The 20004-nt window shown below is 55.9% G+C and carries 14 protein-coding genes and 3 tRNA genes; 12 read left to right on the forward strand and 5 right to left on the reverse strand.

Features of this window, described 5'->3' with window-relative positions:
* The first annotated feature begins 274 nt into the window (after positions 1–274).
* The 3 genes from nudC to ACT7DV_RS12565 all read left to right on the forward strand — a co-directional run bounded on the left by nudC (position 275) and on the right by ACT7DV_RS12565 (position 3943).
* Positions 275–1087: an NAD(+) diphosphatase gene (nudC, locus tag ACT7DV_RS12555; RefSeq protein WP_444662976.1), complete on the forward strand. Its 813-nt coding sequence runs from the start codon at positions 275–277 to the stop codon at positions 1085–1087.
* Entirely contained in the window at positions 1084–3207 is a 2124-nt protein-coding gene (locus ACT7DV_RS12560) for an ATP-dependent DNA helicase UvrD2 (protein ID WP_444662977.1), read from the forward strand. The genes nudC and ACT7DV_RS12560 overlap by 4 nt, the downstream gene beginning before the upstream one ends.
* A gap of 127 nt (positions 3208–3334) precedes the next feature.
* A complete protein-coding gene (locus ACT7DV_RS12565; protein ID WP_444662979.1) occupies positions 3335–3943 on the forward strand; it encodes a SprT-like domain-containing protein in 609 nt (202 codons plus the stop codon).
* Positions 3944–4008: 65 nt separating this feature from the next.
* Here ACT7DV_RS12565 and ACT7DV_RS12570 read toward each other — a convergent pair whose 3' ends face one another.
* Entirely contained in the window at positions 4009–5451 is a 1443-nt protein-coding gene (locus tag ACT7DV_RS12570) for a zinc-dependent metalloprotease (RefSeq protein ID WP_444662981.1), read from the reverse strand.
* 181 nt (positions 5452–5632) lie between these two features.
* Between ACT7DV_RS12570 and ACT7DV_RS12575 the strand changes: the two genes are divergently transcribed.
* From ACT7DV_RS12575 to ACT7DV_RS12590, 4 genes are all read left to right on the forward strand, one after another.
* Positions 5633–6751, forward strand: a complete 1119-nt coding sequence (locus ACT7DV_RS12575) for a YlbL family protein (RefSeq protein ID WP_444662983.1) — start codon at positions 5633–5635, stop codon at positions 6749–6751.
* A gap of 126 nt (positions 6752–6877) precedes the next feature.
* The gene (locus tag ACT7DV_RS12580) at positions 6878–9913 is read left to right on the forward strand and encodes a UPF0182 family membrane protein (protein WP_444662985.1); all 3036 of its coding nucleotides are present in this window, start codon (positions 6878–6880) and stop codon (positions 9911–9913) included.
* A gap of 60 nt (positions 9914–9973) precedes the next feature.
* Positions 9974–10047 (forward strand) — tRNA-Met (locus ACT7DV_RS12585).
* A 289-nt stretch (positions 10048–10336) separates the two neighbouring features.
* Positions 10337–10410, forward strand: a tRNA-Met gene (locus ACT7DV_RS12590).
* Between the two features lie 231 nt (positions 10411–10641).
* Here ACT7DV_RS12590 and ACT7DV_RS12595 read toward each other — a convergent pair.
* Entirely contained in the window at positions 10642–11151 is a 510-nt protein-coding gene (locus tag ACT7DV_RS12595; protein ID WP_444662987.1) for an integrase core domain-containing protein, read from the reverse strand.
* Between the two features lie 521 nt (positions 11152–11672).
* On the opposite strand from ACT7DV_RS12595, the gene ACT7DV_RS12600 reads away from it, so the two are divergent.
* A tRNA-Met gene (locus tag ACT7DV_RS12600) sits at positions 11673–11746 on the forward strand.
* Between the two features lie 121 nt (positions 11747–11867).
* On the opposite strand, the gene ACT7DV_RS12605 is transcribed toward ACT7DV_RS12600, so the two are convergent.
* Both ACT7DV_RS12605 and ACT7DV_RS12610 read right to left on the reverse strand, forming a co-directional pair.
* Complete coding sequence (locus ACT7DV_RS12605; RefSeq protein WP_444662989.1) at positions 11868–12599, reverse strand: PspA/IM30 family protein; 732 nt, start codon at positions 12597–12599, stop codon at positions 11868–11870.
* Positions 12600–12670: 71 nt separating this feature from the next.
* The gene (locus ACT7DV_RS12610; RefSeq protein ID WP_444662991.1) at positions 12671–14731 is read right to left on the reverse strand and encodes a TPM domain-containing protein; all 2061 of its coding nucleotides are present in this window, start codon (positions 14729–14731) and stop codon (positions 12671–12673) included.
* A 239-nt stretch (positions 14732–14970) separates the two neighbouring features.
* Here ACT7DV_RS12610 and ACT7DV_RS12615 point away from each other — a divergent pair, with 239 nt between their 5' ends.
* The 4 genes from ACT7DV_RS12615 to ACT7DV_RS12630 all read left to right on the forward strand — a co-directional run bounded on the left by ACT7DV_RS12615 (position 14971) and on the right by ACT7DV_RS12630 (position 19255).
* Positions 14971–16533: a trypsin-like peptidase domain-containing protein gene (locus ACT7DV_RS12615; RefSeq protein ID WP_444662993.1), complete on the forward strand. Its 1563-nt coding sequence runs from the start codon at positions 14971–14973 to the stop codon at positions 16531–16533.
* 185 nt (positions 16534–16718) lie between these two features.
* A complete protein-coding gene (locus ACT7DV_RS12620; protein WP_444662995.1) occupies positions 16719–17540 on the forward strand; it encodes an electron transfer flavoprotein subunit beta/FixA family protein in 822 nt (273 codons plus the stop codon).
* A 12-nt stretch (positions 17541–17552) separates the two neighbouring features.
* Positions 17553–18497 (forward strand): electron transfer flavoprotein subunit alpha/FixB family protein, encoded by a 945-nt coding sequence (locus ACT7DV_RS12625; RefSeq protein WP_444662997.1) that lies wholly within the window; start codon positions 17553–17555, stop codon positions 18495–18497.
* Positions 18494–19255 carry a PIG-L deacetylase family protein gene (locus ACT7DV_RS12630; protein ID WP_444662999.1) on the forward strand — a complete coding sequence of 254 codons (762 nt, stop codon included), beginning with the start codon at positions 18494–18496 and terminating at the stop codon, positions 19253–19255. The genes ACT7DV_RS12625 and ACT7DV_RS12630 overlap by 4 nt, the downstream gene beginning before the upstream one ends.
* A 95-nt stretch (positions 19256–19350) precedes the next feature.
* Here the strand turns inward: ACT7DV_RS12630 and ACT7DV_RS12635 are convergent, their stop codons facing one another.
* Positions 19351–19917 (reverse strand): anti-sigma factor, encoded by a 567-nt coding sequence (locus ACT7DV_RS12635; RefSeq protein ID WP_444663001.1) that lies wholly within the window; start codon positions 19915–19917, stop codon positions 19351–19353.
* Positions 19918–20004 lie beyond the last annotated feature (87 nt).

The following is a 20004-nucleotide window of genomic DNA, read 5'->3' on the forward strand; positions in this document are numbered from 1 at the left end:
CGTATGCGAGATCGTGACCTTTGAGGCTGAATGACGCACAGAATATGGTGGGATTCACCGGCAATGTTCAGGCTTGACATGAAAATTCTCCGAACGTGGCTATCCACACCCGGTTTGAAACAGAAGAGCGATGGGGCAAGTGCACTAGGTTAGTAGTATGGCTTTGGCAGAGAAATATCAAACTCCAATCACGGGATTACCTTTTGCGCAGTCCCTTATTTCGCGTCCGCTCACTGAACGGCCGAACCCGGAGTTGCTTGGCGAGAAACTTTCCATGAAATCCACCAAGGTCATGCTGATTTCCGATCTTGGCGCTGCCGCCTGCGGCACGGAACTGTACTTTGTGGACGGGCCTGGCTACGTGGCCCATGATTCTGATCGCCTGGTTTATCTCGGCACATCCGGCTCACGCGATTACGTTTTGGCCATTGTCGGCGCAGAAAACTATTCGAATGCGGATATTGAGCGCTGGATTTCTCTGCGGGAAGCCTTCACGATCCTCTCCGAAGTCCAAGCCGAGCTGTTGGTTGAAGCGCAAGCAATCACCAACTGGATCCGCTCTGAACGATTCTGCCCGCAGTGTGGTTCGGAAGTCCGTTCCACAACCTTTGGGTGGGGACAGCGATGCGATTTGAATGATCATGAGCTATTTCCCCGTACTGATCCTGCGATTATTGCATCGGTGATTGACCGCCACGACCGCATATTGCTGGGCGCCAACGCGACTTTTAGAACGCATATGTATTCGGTGCTCGCCGGCTTCGTCGAAGCGGGGGAATCGCTGGAATCAGCGGTTCGGCGAGAAATCTTTGAAGAATCTGGTGTCCATATAGGCGACGTAGCCTACCGCGGCTCCCAGCCTTGGCCATTGCCGCGTTCCCTGATGCTCGGTTTTGCGGCTGAGGCCATCAGCGAAGAATTGATTCCTGATGGGGCCGAGATCAAGGATCTGCGCTGGTTCAGCCGAGAGGATCTGCGTCTTGCCCTGGAATCAGGAACAATAGACATACCGCGTGGCGTTTCAATAGCACATGCGTTGATCCGTAGTTGGTACGGAGAACCCCTTCCGGAGGCCCTAAACAAGTGACAGAACACGATGCTCCACCAGTACTGGATTTGCTGGCGGGACTGGACGCTGAACAACGGCAAGCAGCTGAAACGCTCAGCGGTCCACTGTGTATTCTGGCCGGCGCAGGCACGGGTAAAACCCGGGCCATTACCCACCGTATTGCGCACGGAGTGCACACGGGTATTTACAATCCCTCGAGTGTTCTTGCGTTGACTTTCACGACCCGTGCTGCCGCAGAAATGCGGACCCGTTTACGCCAGCTCGGTGCGCCGGGTGTTCAGACCAGAACCTTCCACGCGGCCGCGCTGCGCCAACTGCAGTACTTTTGGCCACAGGCCATTGGCGGTACTTTGCCAAATCTGGTAGAGCATAAGGCCCCGTTGATTGCAGAGGCTGCCCGTCGACTGCGTATTTCCAGCGACCGCGCCATGGTGCGTGATCTCGCAGCAGAAATTGAATGGGCCAAGGTGTCGATGCACACCCCGGAAAGCTATGCGAAAATCGCCCCAACTCGTGAGATGCCCAATGGCCTGGAGCCGGTAAGCATGGCGAGGATTTTCCAAACCTACGAAGAACTCAAAGATGACCGAGGGGTTATCGATTTCGAAGACGTGCTCCTGCTGACCATTGCCATTCTCGAAGACAACGAGAAGGTAGCTGCACATGTCCGCCAGCAATATCGTCACTTCGTTGTGGACGAATACCAGGATGTTTCTCCATTGCAGCAACGGCTGCTCGATCTGTGGTTGGGGCAACGAAATGAATTGTGCGTTGTTGGTGATGCTTCGCAGACGATTTACTCGTTCACCGGTGCGCGCCCTGACTTCCTGTTGAACTTTGGTACGCGTTTTCCGGAAGCCAAGGTGGTCAAGCTCGTCCGGGACTACCGCTCCACCCCCGAAGTAGTGAACCTGGCCAACAAGGTGCTGTCGACTCGGCGGATTGAGTCCTCCGTTCCGGATCGAAACGTCACTTGGCCTGAGCCCCTGGAATTGATTGCACAACGCGACCATGGTCCAAACCCGGATTTCTTTGAAGCCAGGGACGATGAGAACGAGGCAGAGGAAGTCGCCCAGCGCATCAAGAAGCTGCGGGGAGAGGGGCAAGACATCTCTGAGATTGCCATTCTCTACCGCACCAACGGGCAGTCGCAGGCTTTCGAACAAGCGCTCGCCGCACATTCGATTCCTTATGTCATGCGCGGTGCAGAGCGGTTCTTCTCTCGCCGAGAAGTCAAAGAAGGCATGCTGGCCCTGCGGGCAGCATTGAGCGTTGCTGCCGAAACCTCGGTGCCGCAATTAGTCCGAGACGTGCTTTCCTCGCATGGCTATTCGGTGAATGCTCCCAGCGGAGGTACCGGCGCCGTCCGGCAACGGTGGGAATCATTGTCCGCTCTGGTGCGCCTGGCTGATGAAGTCGTTGCACTCAAAATTGAGCAGGGCACTGAAGCGACCTTGCACGACGTCGTTAAGGAACTTGAAGATCGCGCAGCGATCCAGCACGCGCCCACGCTGGATGGCGTCACCTTGGCTTCATTCCACGCAGCCAAGGGCCTGGAATGGGACGCTGTGTTCCTCGTTGGACTTAGCGAGGGACTCGTCCCCATTTCCTATGCCAAGGATCAGGCTGGTTTTGACGAAGAACGCCGCCTGCTCTATGTGGGCATTACCCGTGCTCGGAAACATCTATTCCTTTCCTGGTCGCTAGCGCGCACTCCGGGCGGAAGGGCTCATCGCTACCCCTCTCGCTTCTTGGATGGGATCAAGTCAGTTCGCCAGGCTAGCAGCCGACAGCAAACTACCTATAAGAAACGTGAACACAAGCTAATTCCGGCCGTCTGTTCCAACTGCGGTTCGTTCTTGACCAGTGCAAAAGAACGCAAGCTGAAGCGCTGTGCGTCCTGCCCAGCCGCCTATGATGAGACCTTGTTCGATAGTTTGCGCACCTGGCGATCCGAAGTAGCCCGCTCAAATTCGGTCCCGGCTTTCGTGATTTTCACTGACGCCACGCTGATGTCCATTGCTGAACATCAACCTGGCTCCATACAGGGGCTATCGAAAATTGCGGGAGTCGGGCGCAGCAAGCTCGAACGCTATGGGGAAGCGGTACTAGCTGTTCTTGAATCCCACCGGGGATAGGAGTTGTTCACATACAGCGTCGAGGTGGGCTGCTTGCCGACACCTCGGCCTTAGCGTGGGGCTAGCTGCTTAAGCGCCACCAGGCTGCATGAATCCGACTGACTACGTGTGTGAGGAGCACTGCTCGATGCCTGTTTCGCCGAGTATTTTTGAATTCGTCGCCCATGACGATATTCCGGTGCGGGTCGTGCGTTCCACGAAGCGCCGAAAGACCATCTCTTCGCAGTGGCGCGACGAAACCTTGATTATCCAGGTTCCAGCCGCGCTTGATGAGAAAACTGAGCGTTCGTTCGTTGATGAGATGCTCAAAAAATTCCGGCAGAGTCGACAACGGCGAAATGCCGGGCATACCGACACCGAGCTAGGACGCAGGGCCCACGAACTGGACCAGCACTACTTTGACGGCTTGGCTTCGCCAACAACGGTGCGATGGGTTACCAACCAAAATAAGCGGTGGGGATCAGCCTCCTACCAGCAGAGAAGCATTAGGCTCTCGTCAAAGCTCCAGCAAATGCCCTCATGGGTCCGCGACTATGTCCTGGTTCATGAATTGGCTCATCTGGTAGCGCCACGTTCGGGGCATGGGCCTGAATTTCAGAAATTGCTCAACAGGTTTCAAAGGCGTTCGGAAGCGGATTTGTATCTTGAGGCTTTCCACGCTGGCTACAACTCTCATGCCAAGGAGCTAGGCGGGCCAACAGACGCGCTCGATGGTTTTGGCGAAGACGCCGAATAGTGGCAATTGAGACAGCGGTGGGGAGGAACGCAACTGCCTTCCTCCCCACCGCTTGGATCTGGTGATTATTTCTCTGGGTCTTCAGGTGTATTCGGATCCGTCGGCTTTTCCGGGTCCGCGCCGTCATTCTCGGGATCAACATAGTCGAACCCACCGGACAGCAATTTGCCCAAAGCAACATCAAAGTCGTCGAATTCGGTATCTGCCAACTCGCGACGCTGAGTGAAGGTCGTCGGATCTTTGAGATCTTCATGCGTTGGCATGAGATCCGGGTGATCCCAGACGGCGTCGCGTCCATCGATGCCGCGCTCGTCGTTAAGGTGTTGCCACAGGGCTGCTGCTTCACGCAGCTTTCGAGGGCGTAGCTCCAAGCCGACTAGCGAGGCAAAAGCTGACTCTGCGGGCCCGCCCGATGCTCTGCGTCGACGCATGGTCTCCCGCAGATGCTCGGCAAACGGAAGATTCGCCGCTGCCAGGGACACTACGTGGTCGACCCAGCCTTCAATGAGAGCAAGGGTTAGCTCAAGGTTCTCGAGTGCTTTATCTTGTTCTGGCGTGCGCTGTGGGGCGAACAGCCCTTCACCCAGCATGGACTGCAGGGCTTCAGGATTTGAAGGGTCAATGTCGCGGACGGCTTCTTCAATTCGAGACATGTCGATGTGGATGCCGCGGGCATAGGATTCAACGGCGCCGATAAGCTTTGAACTTAGCCACGGAACACGATTGAACAGTCGTGCATGGGCATTCTCTCGAAGGATGACATAGAGCAGCACTTCCTGCTCTGGTATTTCCAGGCCCTCGCCAAACTTCGCCACATTGGTGGCGATGATTCCGGGGGTGCTGCCGGCCAACGGAAGACCAATGTCGGTGCCACCAAGAACATCCGTTGCCAATCCGCCAAGGGCGGTGCCCAGTTGCATGCCGAACATGCTGGCACCCAGATTGCGGAACATGCCATCGGAATTGCCGAGCATTCCCTTCATCTCTTCAGGGATTTGTTCTTTCATGGCGGCGGTGATCGCTGTTGCGACCGATTCTGCAACTGGCTCGGTGACCTGTTTCCAAGTCGCCAAGGTCTTGTCATACCAGCGCTTGCGCGTCCACGCTTCGGTCACCAAGCCATTGGATTCGAAAGACGTTGAATTATTCAGCCAAAGGTCGGCCAGATTCGACGCGTCGTTGATTGCGCTCTGCCGTGATTCTGACACGGCTGGATCGTCGCTGGCGTACGCCTGAAGCGCGGTATCGGAGGCAAGCTTCCAGTTCACCGGACCCGATGAAGCATTGTTGCTCATCATGGCCGACATCATTGCTTGTGCCTGCTGCATCATCTTTTGCATCGACTCGGGATCACCCTGGGCGCCTAGCGCATCGCGAAGTTGCGGAGGAAGATTGTTGGGATCAAATCCGCCACCGAAGAGCTGACCAAACATGGCAGAAAAAGGATCCTGCTGATTGTTATCATCGTCGTCGCCGTTGGGGCGGTTATTCGGGGGGTTCTGTGCCATGCCTTTAAAACTACCGTGCCTTGTCTTTAGTTCCCATGAATCTTGGCGACAGTTCGCTTTCGGCACACTGAATACGCCTTCTTGCTGATGCCTTTAGAGCTCAAGCTTCAGTAGGCTAAGAGTGGTGAAGTTCGCAAGGACGGATCCGCATCTTTTTTGATAGTTGGCGGGAGCAAGATCAGTGCACGAACGGGAACCACAGGACTCGATGAAAGTGGTCGGCGAATTTGGCCGAGCACCCCAAGGTTCCAAAGCCATTAAACGAACCAGTGTTGGCGTTCTCGCACTGCTGCTCATTGGCATCATGCTGTTCCTGCCGACGAACTTCATGATTCGTTCTCCCGGCCCAGTCTTCAACACCCTGGGCAAAGACGAGGACAACGGGAAAGACGTCATTTCGATTGAGGGGGACAAGACCTATCCCTCGCAGAGCGAATTAGACCTCTTGACTATTTATGTCCAAGGGGGAGGGCAGAACCGGGTCACGATTCCGGTAGTCCTTGAAGCATTGTTCAATCCTGCCAAGGACGTTGTGCCTGAAGAGACGATCATTTCTCGCAACACGTCGACGCAGCAACAAAATGAGCAGAACGATCAGATGATGACTTCATCCCAGGATCTGGCAATTGCCGCGGCACTTAAAGAACTCGGCTATGACTTCAAAACTTGGCTTACCGTCGCAGACTTTTCGTCTGATGCCAACAGCAAGTCGTTGGAAAAGGGCGATCGCCTTCTGAAATACAACGGAGAAGAAATCGTCTCCCTGGACGAGCTGAAGAAGTCGCTCAATGCCAATGGGGAGAAGCCAGCAGAACTCACCGTTGGCCGCAAAGACAAGCAAGGCAACTACAAGGATGTGGTTGTCCCAGTGACAACCGGCGAAGCCGATGGCGAACGCCAACTGGGCATCTACTTGAGTACCGAACACAAGTTTCCCATTGACGTTCAGTTTGGGCTGCAGAATGTGGGCGGGCCTAGCGCGGGAATGATGTTTGCCTTGGGCATTATCGATCGGCTGACCGAAGGCTCGTTGGCGGGAAATCATCATGTGGCAGGCACGGGGGAGATCTCGGCTGAAGGGAATGTTGGTCCGATTGGCGGCATAGCCCAGAAAATGGTTGCCGCGAAAAATGCTGGCGCAACCATTTTCCTGGCACCTGCGGATAACTGCAACGAGGTCGTGGGAAGAGTCCCCGAAGGGTTGAACGTCCTGAAGATATCAACGTTGTCACAAGCTCGGACAGCGTTGACAAAAATCGCGGACGGGGAAAGTCCAGCGAACTTCGCGACATGTGAATAGATTTAGCCCAGCGTCAGGGGAAGAATGTGACGCAACAATCAAAGCTTGTACTCGCTCGTCTAAGAATTAGGTACACGAGTTCCACCGTTGGCAACAGCGGAGAGAACCCAAGGTAAGGAATAGATAGTGTCATACGGATCGGATAGTCCGTTCGGAGGCCCGCCAAGGCCTCGTGAACCGCAGAGGCCTGCCAGCCCATCTGGCAAGAAAGTGTCGCCACTGACATTGACCATCTTTGCGGTGGTTATTTTGGTCGCGGTCTTCGTTTTCTTGTCTAACTTTTATGCAGATATCCTCTGGTTTAACCAGCTGGGATTCTCGCAGGTCTACTGGACTGAACGCGTCGCCAAATTAATCATCTTCGCCATTGCCTTGGTGCTGATGGCTGTGCCTATGTGGTTCTCGATGCGTAGCGCCTACAAGCACCGGCCGGTATACGCGCCGAATGCGAATCAGCAAGATTCCATGTCACGCTACCAATCTCAGCTGGAGCCTATCCGCCGTTTCCTTATGGTGGGCATTCCTCTTGTTGTCGGAATCTTTGCCGCCGTGGCTGTTGCCGGCCAGTGGCAGACTGTCCTGCTGTTTTTCAACCAGACGCCCTTCGGGAATAACGACCCGCAGTTCAACTTGGACTTGAGCTTCTTCATCTTCTCGTTGCCGTTTATCGCGCTCATTATCGGGTTCCTCGTTTCAGTGGTGCTCTTGAGCGGAGTTGCCGGATTGCTGACCCATTACCTCTACGGCGGCATTCGTGTCGAAGAACGTGGCGGCATCACCGTGGGCAAGGCAGCCCGGGTTCATACCGCTATCGTCGTTGCGGTCTTCCTGCTTCTGCAGGCAGCCAATTTCTGGATCGGCCAATATGAGACGCTGACCGACCAGTCCGGACGTGTTGCAGGCGCCCTCTACAAGGATGTCCACGCGGTCATCCCTGCTCGGATGATTCTGGCCATTATCGCCATCCTGATTGCAATCACCTTTGCCATTGCCGCGTTCAATGGGCGCTGGAGGATTCCCCTGATAGGTACGGCGATGCTGGTCGTCACGATGATCGTGGTCAGCGGCGTCTACCCATTCCTGGTGCAGCAGTACCAAGTAGTGCCTTCGCAGCGAGAACTTGAACGAGACTATATCGATCGAAACATCGAAATGACTCGCCTGGCCTATGGCCTTGATGACGTTGAAGTCACCGACTACGACGCCAAGATCTCCACCGAGAAAAATGCCCTGGCCGAGGAAACCGCAACCACTGCCAACATTCGCTTGCTGGACCCGAACCTGGTCTCCACCGCCTTCGCACAGCTTCAGCAGTTCCGCGGGTACTACACGTTCCCCAAGAACTTGAACGTCGACCGCTACAAAATCGACGGCAAGGTAGAAGACACCGTGATCGCGGCACGTGAAGTGAACGTCAACCCGTCCGATACCTGGGTCAACCAGCACATCAACTACACGCACGGTTATGGACTTGTCGCTGCCTACGGCAATCGAGTTGCCGCTGGAGGCCGACCTGATTTCATGTTGGGCGGTATTCCAACGTCAGGTGACTTGATCACCGACAAGGACTACGAGCCACGCATTTACTTCGGCGAGAACTCACCGGAGTACTCTGTTGTCGGTGGACCGGATGAAGGGTGGACGGACCAGGAGCTTGACCGTCCCGGTACCGGTGGCGAGAACCAGGACACGCGCTACACCTTTACCGGTGAGGGCGGACCCAACGTTGGCAACATGTTCAACCGCTTGGTCTACGCCTTGAAGTTCGCTTCAACTGACCTTCTGCTATCCCAGCAGGTCAATTCCGAATCGCAGATTCTCTACGACCGTGACCCCCGGGACCGCGTTAGCAAGGTAGCTCCATACCTCACTCTGGACTCGAGCGCATACCCAGCGATCGTTGACGGCCGTGTGCAATGGATCGTAGACGGCTACACTACTTCCAACGACTTCCCGTACTCGCAGCAAAAGCAGCTGGACTCGGCCGTTACCGACTCTCTGACTAATGCCCAGGACCTATCAATGACCGGTCGGGTCAACTACTTGAGGAACTCGGTCAAGGCGACGGTTGACGCCTACGACGGATCGGTGAAGTTGTACGCCTGGGACACCGAGGATCCGATTTTGAAGTCATGGCAGAAGGTCTTCCCGACCTCGTACAAGCCGTTGAAGGATATGTCCGCTGATCTGATTGAGCACGTCCGCTACCCAGAGGATCTGTTCAAGGTGCAGCGCGAAGTGCTCACGACGTACCACGTGGATAACCCGGATGCTTTCTACGAGTCGAATGACGCCTGGGCCGTCCCTGACGACCCGACCTCGTCGACCGCCGGAGTCAAGCAGCCACCATATTTCATGTCGCTCAAGATGCCGACCCAGGACGAAGCCAGTTTCTCCCTGACCTCGACATTCATTCCCGCGGCAGCTTCCAACGGGCAACAGCGCAACGTCTTGTTCGGTTTCCTATCGGCATCAGCTGACGCTGGTTCACAAGCCGGAGTGAAGTCCGAAGACTACGGCAAGCTCAGGCTGCTGGAACTGCCACGAGATACAGCTGTTCCAGGCCCAGGCCAGGCCCAGCAGAACTTCGACACCAATACTCGCGTCACGCAGGAGCTGAACCTGCTGCGCCAGGGCGCCTCGGAGGTCAAGAACGGCAACTTGCTGTCCTTGCCAGTCGGTGGCGGTATCCTTTACGTCCAGCCTGTCTACGTCCAGTCCTCTGGCCAGACCAGCTACCCAACCCTGCGCAAGGTTCTGGTCTCCTTCGGTGACCAGGTTGGCTTCGCCGATACATTGGCTGAAGCACTGGACGAAGTATTTGGCGGCAACTCGGGTGCTGTAACTGGTGAAACAGAAGGTGTTTCACCAGGCGACAACCCAGAGGGGGAAAAGGCACCGAGCCAGTCCAATGAACAGAAGCTGTCCACTGCCCTTTCTGATGCTAACGCGGCCATCAAGAAGGGCCAGGAAGCGCTGGCCAAGGGTGACTTCGCAGCTTACGGCGAGGCTCAGAAGCAGCTGCAGAATGCCTTGGACCGTGCCGTGGAAGCCGATGCGGCGATCAACGGGACCGAAGTTGACGGGGAAGTGAAGCTGGACGACAGCGGCTCCTCTGAGACTCCACAGCCTTCGGCACCGAGCGAAGGCTCCGAAGGGTAATAGAGAACGGGGCTCCCGATTTGCTTTCGCTCCGCGATGATGCAAGAATTGTCTAGTCATCGCGGGGTGGAGCAGTTCGGTAGCTCGCCGGGCTCATAACCCGGAGGTCAGAGGTTCAAATCCTCTCCCCGCCACGAAAGTCGAAAATGGAGATCCGCGAGGGTCTCCATTTTTGTATATCTGGACCAAATTGCGGTCTCGGTCCGGAAATGAATTGTGCTCGATTTCCACCCGGTATTGATGGTTATGATCTGCCTGGAGTTGTCGAGATTAAGGTTGTCGCGAGGGGCGATGAATTCCTAAGTCGGTTTCGGGTCTGGGGTGGCGGGTTTCTTCGAGCCAAGGCCGAATGCGGCCTGCGATCAAGGTCACTTGGCTCGATTGGCTATTGAGTTCATCAGTTGGTAATGTTGTATTTACCGACGCGGGGTGGAGCAGTTCGGTAGCTCGCCGGGCTCATAACCCGGAGGTCAGAGGTTCAAATCCTCTCCCCGCCACAAAGCGAAGGATCGAAACATCATCTACAGATGAGTTACGAAACACTTTGCAAATAATTATCAGAATCCCCCGGCCAATGGCCGGGGGATTTCTGGTTTTTGGCCAATACATATTGCTGGGATCGATGACGTGGCGGCTGAGCACTTCTGAGGTTTCTGCGTCCATCACCGTCACTTATTCGGTGTCCATGAGCATCACGACTTTCTATCTCCTGTGTATTTTCCGCACACTTATGTGGCGCAGTCTTCCGTCGTGCTTCGGGGTAACTTTCCGTCATTGCCGATCCGGTCATGCCGGATGCGGAACTCGCGGTCACGAGTGGCGTTCTTGAGGTCTTGCCGGGCCTTGAGCGTTCGGCGGTACCACTGTTGCGGTGTTTCCCGGTTCAGTGCGCGGTGCGGACGTTCAGTGTTGTAAACCTGCTGGAATTCATTCAGGAGGAGTGGCAGCTCGGTGATCGATTTGGCTTGTGGGCGGGCGTTGACCCAGAGGTGCTCCGTGTGGTGGAAACGCTCGATTTTGGCTTGGGTTTGCGGGTGGTATGGTTTCCCGTTCTTCTGGCGTATCCCCAGTGTGGTCAGTAGTTTTCCGAACTTGTTCAGGAGTTTGAGCAGGCGAGTTGTGTAAACCAGTTCGTTGTCTCTCAGGGTGCTCTGCGGTGCGCCGTAGTGGTTGATGCACCAGGTGAAAGTGTCGATGACGATTTGCGCGGTGGTTTCTTCCAGGACTGAACAGTGCATCAAATATCGGGAGTGGACATCGATCCCACTAGTGCTGAGAGTGCGGCGTAGCTCGAAGGTGCGGACTTTAAACACTGCGGTGCGGCGCAGGTTGGTGTGCGGTTTTTGGTAGCCGGTTCCAGTGGGCTGTCGTCGACGCCGTGGGCGCAGGGCAGCTGGTAGAAGCCTTGTCTAGGGATATTGTGGCGACGGGAGGTGTCTAGTGGAGCTCAAGCCGGCGTCGCCGAAATTGTGGAAGATGACGTGGTTTCTGGACATGCCATGGTGCCAACGATGTCTCGGCTCATGTGTCTTGGATGTCGTGGAACTACACGCTTCATCCGCCACGAAAGTGGAACTGGAGACCAAAAGGGTCTCCAGTCTATTCTGCTGAACACGTCCGGATACGAAATGCCCTTGATGGAGCAAGGCCCCAACAGCGACCAGAATGCTCGGAGCGCCTCGAAATCGACGGCGTGACAAAGGACACTGACTTTCAATTAGCCAAGTCATTCACTGATTGGTAATGTTGTATTTACCGACGCGGGGTGGAGCAGTTCGGTAGCTCGCCGGGCTCATAACCCGGAGGTCAGAGGTTCAAATCCTCTCCCCGCCACGAAAGTGGGAACGGAGATCCGAAAGGGTCTCCGTTCTTGTTTAACGAGTTAACCAACGGTGGTGCGCCGATGCTTAGCATCAGCACACCACCGCAATCCATGGGATCCTAGCAAAGAGGCTCAGCCTTCAAGAGCACCTGTCTGCTTGGACTTCAGTGCCGCCAGACGAGCTTCAACTTCGGTCTGCTCGCCCAAGTCTTCCAACGATTCAAATTGCGCGTCCAGGCTTGACGATGCCAGTTCGGCAGCTCCACGAACGCGTGCTTCTTCGCGACGTACCTTTTCTTCGAAGCGTCCGATTTCGCTGGAAGGATCCATGATGTTCACGGACTTAATAGCCTCGTGGACCTGGTTCTGGGCGTGAGCTGCCTTGGCACGTGCAACCAGCTCATCGCGCTTGCCAGCCAGTTCAGTGCGCTTTTCCTTCATCTGGTTCAAGCCGGTCTTGAGCTTCTCAACGATTTCGCGCTGGGAGCTTATGGTTGGCTCTGCAGACTTCATCTCCGATTCAGCTTGCATCTGGCGCTGGATGGCAACCTTCGCCAAGTTATCAAACTTGGCTGCATCATCCGATTGGCCCGAAGCGCGGAACTCATCTGCCTTGTTCGACGCTGCTAGAGCCTTGTTGCTCCACTCGGCCACTGCTTCTTCGTCTTCGCGGTAGTCGTCCTCCAGCATGCGCAGATTGCCAATGGTCTGGGCAATGGCCTGTTCGGCTTCGGCAATGTTGTCGTTGTAGTCGCGAACCATCTGATCCATCATTTTCTGTGGATCTTCTGCCGAGTCCAACAAGGCATTAATGTTGGCTTTGGCCAGCTGTGAGATGCGTCCGAAGATTGATTGCTTGGTCATGATGGGACCTTCCTTATTGAGTAAGTAATCGTTGATGCTGCATGAACTGCCGGTCAATCTGGATCGGCGGACTAGAAGTTGCCTCCGTCGCCTCCGCCGAAGTCACCTCCTCCAAATCCACCGCCGCCTCCGCCGTCAAACCCGCCGAAGCCGCCGCCACCGAAGAAGCCATCGTTGCCTCCGGAATGACCACCGCCGTGGCCTCCACCGAGGATGGTATTGATGAGGATGCCACCGAGCACCGCACCACCAACACCGTCAAACACTCCGCCGCCACGTCCACGCCCATAGCCGCCCATGCCGCCGCCATCGCCAAACCCGCCGAATCCGCTGACGTCGTTCTCCGCCATTTGGGCTGCCTGGTCTGCTAGCTGGATGGATCGTTGTGCAGCGGCTACCGCTCGAGCCGGGTCCGAGTGTGCGAAGGAATGCGCTTCGTCCAGGGTGCGTTGTGCCTCGGCAAGACGAGTGCGGGCCGAAGAGCGGACGCCTCCTCGACGTGCTCGGATGTAGTCATCTGTACCGTTGATGCGAGATGCGGCGGTGTGGAGCAAGGACTGCAATTGATCCCTAGCTGCCTGGACCTGCTGAGCGCGGCCGCGAAGCGTTGCCAGTGCCTGCCCGAGGGGAGTCGTCGCGTCGTCCAAAAGCGTGATCAGCGCAAGCGGGTTGTACTTTCCGCTGGCCATGCCTTGGCGCGTTGTGGACAGCGCGCTTTCAACGCCGGCGATCGGTCCAGCGAGATCGGAACTGGTTCCTGACGCGAAAGTCGCCTTGGCTTGGGCCAGGTCGCGTTCTGCCAGCGCGACGGCCGCACGAAGGTCCTGTTCAGCCTGCTCTAATGATGCGCCAACCTTGGCGATTGCCTCGAGAAGTACGTCGGCCTGGTCTTGGGCCTCTTCTGCGTTCTGGATGAGTACCGCAGCGTCGGAGCGATTTGATCCGAGCTTCTCGGAAGCCCTCTGCAATGAGGAAGCGGCAAACGTCAGGCGCTCACCGGCTTGCTGCGCGTTGTCCTTGATCTGGGTGACTGCACTCGGATCGTACTTGGCGGAGAGCTGTTCGAAGTCGGCTACACGAGCGGAAAGCCTTTGATTCAATGGTTCCTGATTTGCCTTCACCTCGGTGATGCGGGCTTCAGCATTCTGTTCCAACTGGCGAAGTTGTTTGAAATCATCGGCATGTTCTTGCAGGGACTGGTTGACGTCCTTGCAGCGGTTGATGATCTCGTTGAGCCACGATCGCTGGTCTGCTTCGGTATCGGGAATGTCGTCATCCAGCTGCTGCTGCAACCGGAATGATTCGGTGAGGTGCTCCTTGGCCTTGGCCAGGTCTTGCACGAAAACCGATACTGCTTCTTTGCCATACTGGGCCTCGGCGAATCCAAGTTCTTGTTGCGAGGAGCGGACGGAATCATCGGCAGCGACGAGCAGCTGATCAGCCTGCAAGCGAAGCTCATCCAACGCGACCAGCGGCTGCTGCGGAGCAGGAGCACCTGCCATGCCCGGGTAATCGTTCTGTTGTGGCGGAAGTCCGCGGGTGTTTTTCCGGCTTCTGCGGGCGAGGAGGAAATAGCCACCCACTGCCAGCGCAGCGACCACGAGAAGAATGGTCATGAAGCTGCCGCCGCCTGAAGAGCCCTCCGCTGTACCGCCGCTCTCGACGTTCCTGATGCCCTCGATGGCTCCGTCAACCGCACCGACCCAGTTGCTTTCACCGAGTTCTGGGCTAATCAGCGACCTATAGATCTCCGAGTCCTGCTCGCCCAGGGGACCATTGTCCGATGCAGCGAAGTACGCCTGCCGGGTTTGGGTAGCTACCGCGAGAATAACGTCGGATTTTCCCAAGCCTTTCTTGTCCGCGACTTCTTTAACCCATTCATCGGCCTGCGATGGGCTGGAAAATTCGTCAACGTAGATGGCGAAAAGGCTGAGCCCTGTATCGTTTCGGAGCTCTTTGATTTCTTGTTCAATGCGTGCTTCGTCAGAACCGAGCACCCCGGAATTATCGATGACAAAGTCCCCAGGCGGGATGGTGACCGGCGTCTCGGCCAATGCCGGAGCAGCTATTCCAAGCGATACAACCGAAGCCACTATTGCACTGGCTAGCAGTTTCCGACTCTTCATTCCCATTTCCCGTTCCTGCCTGAAAAGCTAAGTCACACTAAAACCAGGATGTACCCGATCTGGTGTATCCAGAGACTGGATTCACACTTAGAATTGATTCTATTTGCCCTAATGAAGCACGTCTATGACATTCAGCTGCCAGAATAGTTAACTCACAGGCGATGCAAAGTCACCACAATTCGATGCCACAGACCAGACCTGAATAATTAAACCCAAGAGATTCTATAGTTCGAAAGAGGCATGAAATGAGCCAGACCCCGAATGAGCCACGTGAAGAAAACTTGGGTGATTCTGCACGGCCATCAAACGATCACAATAGCCAGCCTTCCGGTTCCAACGAACCGACAGCCCGCTACCCTCGCATGGACCAGGATTCAGCCAGCGGCCAGCAGCCAGGCACTGGCGAATCGCCAACCGCTCCACGCACAGAGCCAATGAGCGCAGCCACGCAAAACACTGCAGGCTCTCAACCAGCATCTTCTTACCAGTCGCAGAACAGCGCGGGACAAAATAGCCAGTCCAATTCGCCATACGATGCCCCCTATGCTGGCGGCGCATATACGCAGACCGCATATCCTGTTCCTCCAGAAAAGCAGCCTAGGGACAAGAAGCGATTTGCCGGAAGCACTTTAATCGCGGGAATGGTCGCCGCGGCTTTGGTAGGCGGACTGACCGCAGCCGGCACTACGTACCTCATGAATGATGGAAACAGCACCTCAACTTCCGGCGGTTCAGCACCACGTGAGGGAGTGGTGATCAACAATCCCGACAAGGTCACCGAAGTTACCGCGGCCGCGGCCAAGGCCAGCCCCAGCGTAGTCACCATAGAAGTTTCAGGCAACGGAAACGGCGGCTCAGGCTCGGGCATCGTGCTGGACAACAAGGGCAACATTCTGACCAACACCCACGTGGTCACGCTCGGTGGTGAAGTGGCCGACCCGACAATCACCGTCCAAATGAATGACGGAACGGTGCACGCGGCTAAGGTCGTCGGAACGGATCCACTTTCAGATCTGGCCGTGATCAACATCCAGGCTGACGGACTTGTCCCTGCAACACTAGGATCATCTTCTGAACTGAACGTCGGCGACACCGCGGTAGCCATCGGCGCACCTCTTGGATTGAGCGGAACGGTCACTGACGGCATCATCTCCACCCTGAACCGTACAATTTCCATCGCTTCTTCCGCTGTTCCAGAGGAAAGCGATCAATCCAATGGCGATGACGGCAGCCAGTTCAACTTCCAATTCCCGGGCCAGCAGCAGCAACAACAACAGTCCAGCGGCTCGATCTATGTCAACGTCATTCAGACCGACGCAGCGATCAACCACGGTAATTCGGGCGGCGCATTAGTCAATGCCAACGGCGAGATCATCGGCGTGAACGTTGCCATCGCTTCTTCCGGATCCAGCGAAGAAGGCGGATCCATCGGTGTGGGCTTTGCGATCCCGATCGACTATGCGAAGCGCATTGCCCAGGAACTGATCGAAAACGGCTCAGCCACTCACGGTTTGCTCGGAGCCACCGTGACAGCGCAAGGTACTTCTGAACAGGGAGCACAAAACTCTTCGTCCTTCTCGGTGGGAGCCAAGGTGGTTGAGGTGAGCGCCGACTCGGCTGCCGAAAAGGCAGGACTGAAGTCCGGAGACGTTATCACTGGCGTGAATGGGCGTGCAGTGCACGACTCGCAAACCGTGACCGCGGCAATTCGTGAAATTGCAGCCAACGGTGAAGCTGAAATCCGGTACCTGCGCAATGGCCAGGAGAAAACGGCCAAGGTCACCGTAGGGGAATTGTCAAAAAACTAAATAAATCTTCATGATGACGCAGTGGAGTGGGTGACGCAGGCTGGTGACGAACCAGCCTGCGTCACTTCTTGCACTTTCGGCGATAAAGAACGAGCCAATCGTGATGTATCGATACGATAGACAGTGAATAAAAAGTCCAACCAGTTCCATGGCTGTTGGACGCGAAAGCTTGTAGGAAGGCTCGAATGACCGAGGAAACCACGGCACCGCTGAAAATAGTGGTGCTGGTAAAACATGTTCCCGACGTTCAATTTGATCGTCACATCGACTCTGGGTCGTTGCGTCTTGACCGTGCAGAGTCGGTACTTTCAGAACTTGACGAATATGCGGTCGAAGCAGCCGTAGCCCTCGTCGAGTCCCAAGGTGGCTTCGCCGCTGGGCATGAGGTCATTGCAGCAACTATGGGCGGTAAGAGCGCCAGCAATTCGGTGAAGAAGGCCTTGCAGATGGGGGCCAGCTCGGGGCTTCACCTGAACGACGAAGCTTTGGCCGGATCGGACACCATCGCCACATCCAAGGCATTGGCCGCTCTTGTCGAGCATGTTGGAGACGTGGACCTAGTCGTCACTGGCATGTCCTCGACGGACGCTGAAACTTCGGTTGTTCCAGCGCAGCTGGCCGAACGCCTGAATTTTGCTCAATTGACTCATGCCCTGGCCGTCGATTTTGACGCGGACAGCCGAGTGCTGACCATTCGACGCGACCATGCAGACCGCACACTGAGCCTGGCCGCGGCCCTGCCAGCAGTATTATCGGTGACTGATCAGGCCAATGAGCCTCGATACCCGAACTTCAAAGCCATCATGGCCGCCAAGAAAAAGAGCCTCACCGAAGTCGACTTGGCCGGCATTGGTTTGGCTGCGGATGCAGTTGGAGCGCCAGGATCACATTCTGCTGTGCTCAACGCGAAGGCTCGACCTGCCCGAGAAGCCGGAACTGTCATTAATGACAGTGGCCAGGCTGGAATTGCCCTGGTTGATTTCTTGGCCGAACAAAAGCTGATCTAAGGAATATTGAACATGCCTTCAGCGCTAGTATTTTTCAATGAACTTTCCGATGTCCCGTCCAAGGCACAACGCGAGCTTTTGACCCTCGCATCGCGCTTCGACGAGGCAACATTGGCCGTTGCCTCTGAGGCTTCGCAAGAAGCCCAAGAAGTAGTCAAAGGCTACGGGGTAGCCAAGCTTCTTGTTGCCTCCAGTGGAGAAGACGCATTCATCGACCATTCGCTCTCGGTCCTCGAAGCCGCGGTGAAGCTGAGCGCCGCCGATGTCGTCCTGGTTGCCAACGATAATTTCAACCGCGAGATCGCAGCTCGTTTGGCTGTGCGACTCGATGGAGCAGTAATTACGGACGCTACCGATGTATCGGCAGATCTCGTCGTTACCAAGGACGAATTGGCTGGCAGCTACAGCGCCCAGGCCAAGGCAACCAGCGGAACACTATTTGTCACCATGAAACCAAACAGCATCGAAGACGCGCCGGGGGAGCAGGATAAGCAGCTTGACGTTCTTGCCCTGGAACTTCCAGTGGCAGCTGCGCCGCAAATTCGCGTTGTAGCAACCGAAGCGAAGGCCGTATCGGATCGTCCAAAGCTGACCGAAGCTCGAGTAGTAGTCGCGGGCGGACGCGGCGTCAACGGGGACTTCGGCCCGGTTGAGGACCTTGCCGACGCTCTATCCGGTGCTGTTGGCGCCTCGCGAGCCGCGACAGACGCTGGATGGATCTCGCATGACGCGCAGATCGGCCAGACCGGCGTGACGGTGTCACCGCAGCTGTTCATTTCTGCTGGCATCTCTGGTGCGATTCAGCAGAAGGCTGGCATGCAGACCAGCAAGTGCATTATTGCCATTAATAAGGATGTCGACGCACCTGTTTTCGAAATCGCTGATTTCGGTATCGTTGGCGATCTGTCAAAGGTGCTTCCACAAGCCGCAGAAGAGATTCGACGCCGCCAAGCATGATCGATACAACTAGATTCTTCGGTGCAAAAACCGAACGGGTCCTCGCCTTCGGTGCGCATCCAGACGACCTGGATTTTGGCGCTGCGGGCACCATTGCGGCATTCACCACCGCGGGCGTCGAGGTGCAATATTGCATCATGACCGATGGTGATGCCGGTGGTTTTGATGATCGAGACCCACAAGAAACCGCCGCTTTGCGTCACGCCGAGCAGAAGCAAGCGGCTGAAAAAGTTGGCGTCAAAACCGTGCACTTCTTGGGCGAACGGGACGGGTTCCTCGAAGCTAACCACGACGTCATGCGCAAGGTCGTGCGGCTAATCCGCCAGGTCAAGCCAACCATCGTTATGGCGATGCATCCTGAACGCAACTGGGACCGAATCCAACGTTCGCATCCGGATCATCTAGCGTGTGGCGAAGCGGTAACACGTGCTATTTATCCGGCGGTGGAGAATCCCTTCGCCTACCCGGAGCTACTTCGAGAAGAAGGTCTGGAAGCCTATAGGGTTCCTTGGTTGTGGCTCTATGGTGCACCGAAGGAACGCGAAAACGGTTTCGTCGACATCACGGATTACTTCGATAAGAAAATGGATGCCTTGCGCGCTCATTTCACGCAGCATCCTGACGTCGCGGCCATGGAGCGGTTCGTACTTCAACAGTGTTTCGCCAACGGCCAGCGCGCGCAGCTTGCCGAAGGGCGATTGGCTGAAGCCTTCCATCTGGTAGCTGTGAATGCCGACGATACAATCGCTGGATTCTAGCCGAGGTCCGGTCAAAAACTAAAGGTGCCTGTGACCGATGAGGAATATTTCCTTCAACGGACACAGGCACCTTTAGTTGAAGTCTGATGCTTAGGCTACGAGCCCTGGCTGGCCTGAGAGCTTGCATCCTCGCTCAATGGAAGGTCCACAGAAGCCTCGGTATCTTCCGAAGGAGCCGAAGGCGTATCCGAGCTTTCGACGGTGATATGAATGGCGATGATGTCATCGGCTGGCGCGTATCCTGCTGAAGCATCCTCGCCATTGCTTGTCGTGATGACCGAGACGCTGCCCGATTCGTGGATTGCCCAAGCAACATACTGCTCTGACTCTTCCAATGGAGGCAACGAAGTCAATTCAACGCCGATGGTGTTTTCCGACTTTGAGCTGCTCAGATTAGCTTGCCCACCGCTTTTGAGCTCAACCGGAACTGAGATGGCGTCGTCGGCCTTGGATGCTTTGGACGCTTTAGTTCCACCATTGAGCAGGGAGAAGATGACTAACGCCAGAACGGCGATGATCGCTACACCCACGACCGCGAAAATCCAGCGTCGTGGTCTGGTTTTTCTTTCAGCTCGTGAACTGCTGGCCACGTGGCTCACCAGGTCTAGTCCCAGGTCTTCGTCCTGAGGCTCGTCGCGGTGCTGGGAATGGCTACCGTTCATTGTCTTGGATTCTCCCGAAAGGTCGTCGGCACAGTTCAATACCCGCATGCTTACGGGCACAGTAAAGAGCTTACTTTATAAAGATTA

This window comes from Glutamicibacter sp. TV12E (genome assembly GCF_052441935.1).
Lineage (GTDB): Bacteria > Actinomycetota > Actinomycetes > Actinomycetales > Micrococcaceae > Glutamicibacter.